Genomic DNA, 7,517 nt, shown 5'->3' on the forward strand with positions numbered 1-7,517 from the left:
AGAGTCCTGCGCTGAGCTTTGCGCTGCCCGCTGGATTCTTTGACTCACTGGGTTTACCTCGGCTGTACACAAAATGTTGATGTAATCGTTCGAACCGCCGTATACGTGATCCGTATGCCAGGTGGTGTGGGAGGAGGGAAGCCGTGAGGCTCCCCCTATCCCGATTGGGCGGATATGCGTATGGCAGGCAAACAATGAGGCCATCAGCCGACTTGAGCGAGGTGAGGAAAGTAGCGTCGACAATTGACGCGGATATCCAAGCCTTAGCTGTTCGTAACACACAAACTATGCGGGCTGTTCGTCGCAAGTACTCTCGGATGCTGAGGCTCGCCAGCCCAGAGTTTGTTCTCCAACTGGCAAGAAAACTCCTTAAGATTGATGCCTACCGATGGATCGCCTACGAGTTGATACAGAGCCATAAACCGACGTTTGAGCGCCTTGGCGAAGCAGAAGTGGAAGACTTGGGTCAAGGCATCAACAGTTGGTCGACGGTCGACGATTTTGCGCGGAACTTGGCTGGGCCAGCTTGGCTCAAAGGGCAGGTATCCGACAAGTTAATTCTTAAGTGGGCTTGTTCAAAAGACCGCTGGTGGCGCCGAGCAGCGTTAGTCAGCACGGTGGCCTTGAACGTGCAATCACATGGAGGAAAAGGAGATACGTCACGGACTCTTCGGGTCTGCCACGTGTTGGTGAATGATCATAATGATATGGTAGCCAAAGCCATGTCGTGGGCATTACGTGAGCTTGTAGCGCATGACGCGAGGGCGGTGCAAGAGTTTCTGAGTGAGCATGATCAAGTTCTCGCGGCGCGAGTCAAGCGCGAGGTAAAAAACAAACTGAGCACAGGATTGAAGAATCCGAGACGTAAAGGCCATTGAAGCCGGGTAATTGGCATCCGCCCAAGCGCTCGACCCGCCCGGCTGCTCCGCATTGAGAGATGGGATTATAATTATAGGTACTTCACGCAGCCTGCAGGTCAGCGCTGTGTTAAGCAGCATCATTTGTATTCTAAGCATGGTCGTTATTCCATTTCTTATGTTATTTTTTTTGCGTCGCTTTTCGTCATCCGGGGGTATATTCTGACACCAGATGCCTTGCTCATTCAGCGTCTTATTTGGCAAACAAGATTGGATCTTTTCGATCTTCAAGCTGCTGAATTTGATTCAGAAGCTATGGCCAAGTCCATCAGGACATTCAGGAATGGGGGGTTGTTCTGTTTCGCAGGTTTACCTCTCTAAATATTCTCTCATGGCATTTCGACATTTCCCTCCTCCTGCTCCTCTTGCTCCATCTGCTCTATCAGGATTTTCTGTTCTTCAAGCTCCACGATCTTCTTTTCGAGCTGTTCGAGGAGCTCGGGATCAAACCTCTCTTTTTTCATTTTCACATGGTGGAGGAGGGGAATGTCGTCTACAGTGGAGATGGGGAGAAATATCCGCAGGCAACGTTCCCTGACTATCCTGCTGTCATTGCTCAGGCCTTTCTTGAGTTCGAGAGAGGCAACAGCAGCCATCCTGGAAAGAGAGGTCTCAGTGGCATCGGCAATGTTTCTATCATTGGAGGAAAGTTGTTCGACCAGAAACCTGGCTGACACTGGACTGGCGATAGAGCCGAGCGTCTTGATGGCATGAAGCAGAAGGGAAGGATCAGCAGTAACGGCGTCGATGATGGGAAGGACGCCTTGCTGAATGGAATATTTGGCAAAGGCATCCATTGCCATTATCTTGATATCTCTATCCCCCGTTTTGAGGAGGGAGTGGAACGTTGATATGTAATCAAGGTCATGCGACGTTCCACCTTCATCGTAGGCGAGGTGAAGAATGGGAATCATCTCTTTCTGAATGGATGCGGGTGCCGAGACTATAGCTTTATTAAGCATGTACTTGGCCCATCTCCCATTCCCTTTGATTTCTTCTATTGCAAAGCTGGAGACTTCAGGGGGTACTGATTTGTCAAACCATGCCAGCCCGATGAGAACCTTGATCTGGCCATCAAACGTCTCTTCCTTGGCCACAGCCTCCTTGACGAACCTCTCCGCTTCCCCCTTATCCATGCAGAACATGAAGGTCCAGCCCAGAAGAATTGAAACAAGAAAAAGCATCCATTTTCTACTCATCTTCTACCTCAATTACTATTCTTATCATTCCATCGTTGATGTGCATTTTTAATTTATTAATATTATATCTATACATTGCTGGGCTCGCTACAAACAGTAGAGCGTATGATTTAGAATCCTGCTTCCATGAAGACGCGGATGCATATAAAGCCATTGTTCATTCAAACTAAGCCATTATGGTGATCATGAGCATGCAATGAATGATCGCTGCTGCACTTTATAATATCCGGTAGGATTTAAGCGTGGAGAAAGACAAAGCCGTGCTCTGGAAAGGAGCTGGCTTTGGCGCGATTAGTAACGATATGAGACTGTCATGTAGAGTCCCTGGAAGACAATATCATCTCTAACGGCTCGGCTGTACTGCGAAACGTCCAGATAGTCCCAGCTTTCCGGCGAGGAATCTGCAACATTGACATCCTGTCTGAGCATTGATCCATTCCAAAGGGCAAGAGCATAGCCGAAGGTGAGGTTGACGGTCTTCCAGACATTCCAGATGATTTTCAGATCTGCTTCTGTGATCAGGATGGCGGAATCCTTTTCTCTTCCTTTTGCCGCTGTCGTGAAAGTCAATTGCTGATCAAACTCTGAGAAACTCAGGCCTTCTACTTTCGGATCAAGGTAGTTTCCCACAGATGTCGCATAGTAGTGGTTCTTTGAGACGTATTCGGAGCGGGATCGCCCTATCAGGTAGGAAATTGCGATATCGCTTCCAATGGAAACCCTTCTCATCATGGGGAAGAAGATAGATGCTTTCGTTTCCAGCCCTCGGGCCTCTAGCGAGGAGACTTCGCGAAGTGTGTCGTTTAGCGGGATGAGATGAGAAAAATTTGGTTCTATAAACTGGTGTGAGAATTTGGGGGTGAGGAAATAATAGGTCGTATTAAATGTGTGCTTGTGGCTGATCTTTCTTACACCGATTCCCCAGTCCGCTTTTACCCGTTCACCATTGACCAGCCCCCGGCTGAAAAGCAAGGAGAGGGAACGGACAACGAACTTAGATTCACTGAAGACACCATCTGCCATTCCGTCATCATACACTCCTGCAAATGGTGCGGGCGAGAGGTTCTGAGTGAATGCAAAGTTTCCCGCGTCGGTTCTTTTTATACGGTCTCTATTATCATGATTCCAGAAGATGAACTCGATAGCACCGAGATCGTTTTTGAAATCCCAGCCCAATCTGTATCTGGCGCTATCTCCATAAGAAGATGGGATGGAAAGGTTGGAGCTGGATTCTCCGGTCTGGATGGTAGAGATCTCATAGTCGACATTGGAAGCCTTGACGTACCAATCTTCCATTTCTATGAAGAATTGTCCCCTTTTTTCTTCCTCGGCAAGGATAAGATTCGCAGAAAGTAGAATGAGAGCTAAAGCGGAAAGGAAAATCAGTAGTTCTTTCTTCATTTTGGCTCCTAACTGAATATTGAAAGATTCTTAGCATTGGTATTTGTGCTTAGTTGATTGGAACGATGACAGTCAATCCTCCCTCGCTCGGATCAAGTTCCATGAATGATTTCCAGAGGACATCGTTGATGTAGACATCGACTTTCATCGTCGCATCATCTTTCCAGGCCTGGGGAGTTCCGTAATAGTCCTTCTTCTTGAAGAGGGCGACGACTTTTGAAGCATCTGTCGAGCAGGTGAACTGGTAATTGGGATCAGCCTCATACCATTTCTGCACAGCATCGCTGCAAACGGTATCGTAGGGTGTTCGGCCGAAATACTCCGGATCGTCTGGCATTCCCTCCTCTAGCTCTATTACCTGATAGGAACTGGAATCTTTAGCGAAGATCCTGATCTCAGGCTTAAATTCGACTGAAATGGGCCTTGGCGGGTAAACAAGATCAGTACCGGGGGGAGGACACTGCGGAATGGCCGGATTGGGACATCTTGGATCGATATCATAGCAGACGGCCTGCCCGACCGGTGGAGGGATATTGGGATCCTTATATTCTGGAGGCTCTTGAGGAACGTAGCCGCTTGCCGTGACGACGAATGTCAATGTCTCTGAAACGTAATCAGGCTCATCGCTTGAGCATGAAAGCCAAAGACTCGTGGATAGAAAAATTAAAATGGCCAAAGCAAATCTTCTCATTATTAACACCTCCAGATTTTGAATATCGTAAACTACCATCAGGATGCCGTAAAGTCAAGGTAAAATTTCTGTTTTTGGAGTTCCTCTGCTGGTAATAAACAGCATCCTAAAAATTGTGGAAAAGCATTCTGATTTTTCGTTCAACTGGCAAAGTGTACATGTTAAAATGATTACAAATTTGGATTGCACGGATGCAGAGGTTGCTGAGAATCAAGTATGTCTTTTCGCTGCTCCTGTTGATTATCGTCGTCGGGACATTCGGCTATACGATGATCGAGGGGTGGACGCTCTTTGATTCTTTTTACATGACCATCATCACGATCTTTACAATCGGGTACAGCGAGGTTAATCCGCTCTCCAATGCAGGAAGAATCTTCAACATCCTCATCATATTCTTTGGCGTGGGAACTGTCTTCTACCTCGCTGCTTCCATCATGGAAGAGTTCGTCGAAAATCGTTTGATCAAAGGGAAGAAAATGGAGAAAGATATTCAGAAGATTAGAGACCATTACATTGTCTGCGGGTACGGCAGGATGGGAAGCGTCATCTGCAAGGATCTGGCACTCAAGGGGGTTCCCTTCGTCGTCGTGGAGAACGATCATGGCAAGATCAGAGCCATAGAGGAAGAGGGGTACCTGCACTGCATGGGAGACGTCACGGATGACAGGACGTTGTCCAAGACCGGCATCGAAAGGGCGAAAGGGGTCGTCACCGTCCTCTCGGAAGACGCTGATAATGTCTTCGTCACGTTAACGGCGCGGGGTCTCAATCCTGGTATTTTCATCGTGGCGCGGTCGAACACGGAAGGCTCCGTTCAAAAGCTTCTCCGTGCAGGCGCCAACAAGGTCATCAATCCATTTTCCACGGCCGGGAAGCACATGTCCCAGTTGCTCCTGAAACCGGTAGTCGTCGATTTCATGGAGGTCGTTTCTCAGGATTCCTCGCTCGATCTCAGGATGGAGGAGGTGAATGTCTGCGAGAGATCTCTGCTTTCGGGGATTAAGCTTAAGGACTCCCTGATCAGGAAGGAATTGAACATCATCATCGTAGCCATCAAGAAGGAGGACGGGAGAATGGTCTTCAATCCTTCTTCAGAGACCGAAATCTCCTCCAGGGATGTCCTCATCGCCCTGGGGAGCAGAGAGAACCTTCAAAAGCTTGAAGATCTAGGGAGGGGATGATGAAAATATATGCCACTAAAAGGAGGGAGGATTTCCATTCCAGATGGATGGAAAGGATCTATTCAACCTACTCGGACTATTATGACCTGATCTTCGACAGGATCTTAAAACAGGGCAGGGAGGAAGGTGTCAGGGCACTGGAGATTAGGGAAGGAGACAGAATTCTGGAAGTGGGGATCGGAACAGGATTATCCATCCCGCTTTACCCCAATGACTGTTTCCTCTTTGGAATCGACATTTCGGAAGAGATGCTGAGGAAGGCAAGGGAGAAAATCATCAAGAGCAAGAAACTGATGAATATATCCCTGAAGAAGATGGATGCCTCTGCTCTCTCCTTTGAGGATTGCAGTTTTGACAAAGTTCTCGTCCCATATCTCATCAGTGTCGTTCCCGATCCGGACAGGGTAGTCTTAGAAATCAACAGGGTCTGCAAGCCTGGCGGGATTGTCGTTTTCGTGAACCATTTTCACAGTTCGAATCCCTTCATGGCGATGTTTGAAAAGACTCTCTCTCCAGTTTCGAGATATCTGGGCTTCCGGCTTGACCTTCCCGTGGAATCTGTTCTGGAGAGAGACTTTTTTGAGATTGAGAGAATGGAGAGAGTAAATCTCTTCGGCCTGTGGAATCTTATCAAACTGAGGAAGAAGATGGATCAGTGATCCGCGTTGTGCTTTTCCCGGGTCCCTTTCTGGGGAAGATCCTTCTCAGGAGGGTTTAAGGTCCTTGTCATCTGCTTTATCTTTTCCTGCTTGCTGTAAATCTCCATGAATTGTCTCTCGATGTTCTCTGTCGTGATGGCGTTTCTCGAAACGAGCTCCAGAAGGTTGATCCTATCCTTAAGCTCTCTGATCTTGCTGTTCTTCTCTTCCATCTCAAGCTCGGCCAGCCTGAGATGCTTCTTGAGGAATTCAATCTCGTCCTGATACTTTTTAAGTGTGGCTTTCATCCGTTCCATCTGCTCATGGAATATCTGCTCATTCATCTCGCTCTCTGCCTTGAGCTCGATGAGCCTCTTGCCGCTGGCCCTCACCATTCCGTACTGGACGAGGAGCTGTTCATGCTTCATGATCAGTTCCTGAAAAAGGCTGGCCGGGACAAGATCTTTGAGGAGAGCGCTCAAATCCTCTATGGAATGTCCGTTTTGATTGCGGTTTTTCCTTACCGAAAGATTGTTGCTCTGTTCCAGGCCGGATCCTTTCAGGCTCTCGACGGAGACCCTATATTCTGGTCCATATCTTCCCTTGGCCAGGGAAGCGTGGACCCTTCCCGCCTTGATGTATCTCCGTATCGTCGTCGCCGAGACACCCGTAACCTCGGCAGCCTCTCTGATCGTATAATCCTGTCTGTCCATAGGATTGCTCATGGAATTTTCAAAACCTCAAAAACATTAAATTTTTACCACAGATACCACCATCTTTACAAGCAAAATTTTTAGAAAGTGTACGCATCTGTTATTGGAGGAGCTTAATTGCTCGCCGCACCGAATCTGTGAGGCGGGGGAAGGGGCGTCAAATCTGAAAAAAATCGTGGTGACCCCAAAAAATCTATTGACAGGCGCGGATTTCTTTGATATAGAGATATCAAACTTTATGAAAAGGAGGTGATAGAATGAACAAGGCAGAGCTCATTGAAAAGATTGCAAAAGATTCTAAGATCACCAAAGCCCAGGCGAGCAGAGCGATTGATTCATTCATCGATGGCATCACGAAATCTCTGAAGAAAGGAGAAAAGACCAGTCTCGTTGGCTTCGGCACGTACTCCATCTCAAAGAGGAAGGCAAGAACCGGTAGAAATCCACAAACCGGCGAGCCGATCAAGATTCCTGCCAAGAAAGTGCCGAAATTCACACCGGGTAAAGCTCTAAAGGATGCCGTAAGATAATATTAACAGGGTGGTTTGAAGCGGGGACAGAGCGATCTGTCCCCTTTTTTATTTTTTGGTTTTTATTTTTGATTTGTTTGTTTTATTTAATCAGCAACAAGTAGTTTGGCCCTGTCTTTGACTCATCTTCTACAGTTTGATTTTTTAATTTATTGTATATAAACAAGTTCCGAACTTCCAAAATTGTCTTGGCATCAGGATTTTACCTCCACCACAGTGGGCGGAGCAGCTACTCCCACTTCCTTTA

Annotated in this window: 9 protein-coding genes; 4 read left to right on the forward strand and 5 right to left on the reverse strand. The window is 47.4% G+C overall.

The annotated features are described in order from the left end of the window. Positions 1–204, reverse strand: a 204-nt coding sequence (locus tag AB1756_09640) for a hypothetical protein (protein ID MEW5807591.1), incomplete at its 3' end; no start/stop codon positions are given. A gap of 17 nt (positions 205–221) precedes the next feature. On the opposite strand from AB1756_09640, the gene AB1756_09645 reads away from it, so the two are divergent. Then, complete coding sequence (locus AB1756_09645) at positions 222–878, forward strand: DNA alkylation repair protein (protein MEW5807592.1); 657 nt, start codon at positions 222–224, stop codon at positions 876–878. A 368-nt stretch (positions 879–1,246) separates the two neighbouring features. Here the strand turns inward: AB1756_09645 and AB1756_09650 are convergent, their stop codons facing one another. The 3 genes from AB1756_09650 to AB1756_09660 form a co-directional block, all read right to left on the reverse strand. Then, positions 1,247–2,116: a hypothetical protein gene (locus AB1756_09650; GenBank protein ID MEW5807593.1), complete on the reverse strand. Its 870-nt coding sequence runs from the start codon at positions 2,114–2,116 to the stop codon at positions 1,247–1,249. 291 nt (positions 2,117–2,407) lie between these two features. After that, complete coding sequence (locus tag AB1756_09655) at positions 2,408–3,517, reverse strand: hypothetical protein (GenBank protein MEW5807594.1); 1,110 nt, start codon at positions 3,515–3,517, stop codon at positions 2,408–2,410. 49 nt (positions 3,518–3,566) lie between these two features. Beyond that, complete coding sequence (locus AB1756_09660) at positions 3,567–4,208, reverse strand: hypothetical protein (GenBank protein ID MEW5807595.1); 642 nt, start codon at positions 4,206–4,208, stop codon at positions 3,567–3,569. Between the two features lie 191 nt (positions 4,209–4,399). On the opposite strand from AB1756_09660, the gene AB1756_09665 reads away from it, so the two are divergent. Continuing rightward, complete coding sequence (locus AB1756_09665) at positions 4,400–5,389, forward strand: potassium channel protein (GenBank protein MEW5807596.1); 990 nt, start codon at positions 4,400–4,402, stop codon at positions 5,387–5,389. Further along, entirely contained in the window at positions 5,386–6,048 is a 663-nt protein-coding gene (locus AB1756_09670) for a class I SAM-dependent methyltransferase (GenBank protein MEW5807597.1), read from the forward strand. Before AB1756_09665 ends, AB1756_09670 begins: the two co-directional genes overlap by 4 nt. Here the strand turns inward: AB1756_09670 and AB1756_09675 are convergent. Beyond that, a complete protein-coding gene (locus tag AB1756_09675) occupies positions 6,042–6,740 on the reverse strand; it encodes a helix-turn-helix domain-containing protein (protein ID MEW5807598.1) in 699 nt (232 codons plus the stop codon). The two genes, AB1756_09670 and AB1756_09675, sit on opposite strands and share 7 nt — an antisense overlap. 257 nt (positions 6,741–6,997) lie before the next feature. Here AB1756_09675 and AB1756_09680 point away from each other — a divergent pair, with 257 nt between their 5' ends. Further along, positions 6,998–7,270 (forward strand): HU family DNA-binding protein, encoded by a 273-nt coding sequence (locus AB1756_09680; protein ID MEW5807599.1) that lies wholly within the window; start codon positions 6,998–7,000, stop codon positions 7,268–7,270. The last annotated feature ends 247 nt before the right edge of the window (positions 7,271–7,517 follow it).

Source organism: Acidobacteriota bacterium, assembly GCA_040752675.1.
Classification (GTDB): domain Bacteria; phylum Acidobacteriota; class Polarisedimenticolia; order JBFMGF01; family JBFMGF01; genus JBFMGF01.

Excerpts from the sequence above, each read along its gene's own strand:
- AB1756_09665 (MEW5807596.1), top strand. The coding sequence starts at position 4,400 with ATGCAGAGGTTGCTGAGAATCAAGTATGTCTTTTCGCTGCTCCTGTTG.
- AB1756_09675 (MEW5807598.1), bottom strand. The coding sequence starts at position 6,740 with ATGGACAGACAGGATTATACGATCAGAGAGGCTGCCGAGGTTACGGGT.
- AB1756_09650 (MEW5807593.1), bottom strand. The coding sequence starts at position 2,116 with ATGAGTAGAAAATGGATGCTTTTTCTTGTTTCAATTCTTCTGGGCTGG.
- AB1756_09655 (MEW5807594.1), bottom strand. The coding sequence starts at position 3,517 with ATGAAGAAAGAACTACTGATTTTCCTTTCCGCTTTAGCTCTCATTCTA.
- AB1756_09670 (MEW5807597.1), top strand. The coding sequence starts at position 5,386 with ATGATGAAAATATATGCCACTAAAAGGAGGGAGGATTTCCATTCCAGA.
- AB1756_09680 (MEW5807599.1), top strand. The coding sequence starts at position 6,998 with ATGAACAAGGCAGAGCTCATTGAAAAGATTGCAAAAGATTCTAAGATC.
- AB1756_09660 (MEW5807595.1), bottom strand. The coding sequence starts at position 4,208 with ATGAGAAGATTTGCTTTGGCCATTTTAATTTTTCTATCCACGAGTCTT.